We start from the raw sequence: 369 nt of genomic DNA, 5'->3' as shown, positions 1-369 counted from the left end.
GGGCCATCCGGAAGGAGGCCCGCCTCCCCGTGGCCCACCTCCTCCTGGCCCCGGTGAGCGTGATGCCCCCGGAGAACCCTCCTCCCACCTGGCCCCTCATGCTCCTGGCCCCGCACCCCCTCCCCGGGGAGGGGATGCGGCGGGTGGAGGCCTCCCCCGAGCCCCAGCGCCCCCTCTACTGGGTGGCCTGGCGGGAGGGGGAGTGGAAGCCCACGTACGTCCTGCGGAAGGACCAGCGGGGGCGGTGGACCTGGTTCCTGGAGCCCTCCTTCCACCGGGCCCTCCTCGAGGAGGCCCTGGCCTACGCCGCCGAAGGGGACTGGAGGGCCCTCGTGGGCCACATGAAGGCCCTGGGGAACCTGCCCATGT

At 74.3% G+C, this 369-nt stretch carries 1 pseudogene; it reads left to right on the top strand.

Features of this window, described 5'->3' with window-relative positions:
* Window positions 1-369: pseudogene (locus tag L0D17_RS14075) on the top strand (hypothetical protein); the annotation flags it as partial.

Source organism: Thermus thalpophilus, assembly GCF_022760915.1.
In the GTDB taxonomy this organism is placed as follows: domain Bacteria; phylum Deinococcota; class Deinococci; order Deinococcales; family Thermaceae; genus Thermus; species Thermus thalpophilus.
Note: the sequence above shows the minus strand (reverse complement) of the source record. Positions and strands in the feature narration are given on the sequence as shown.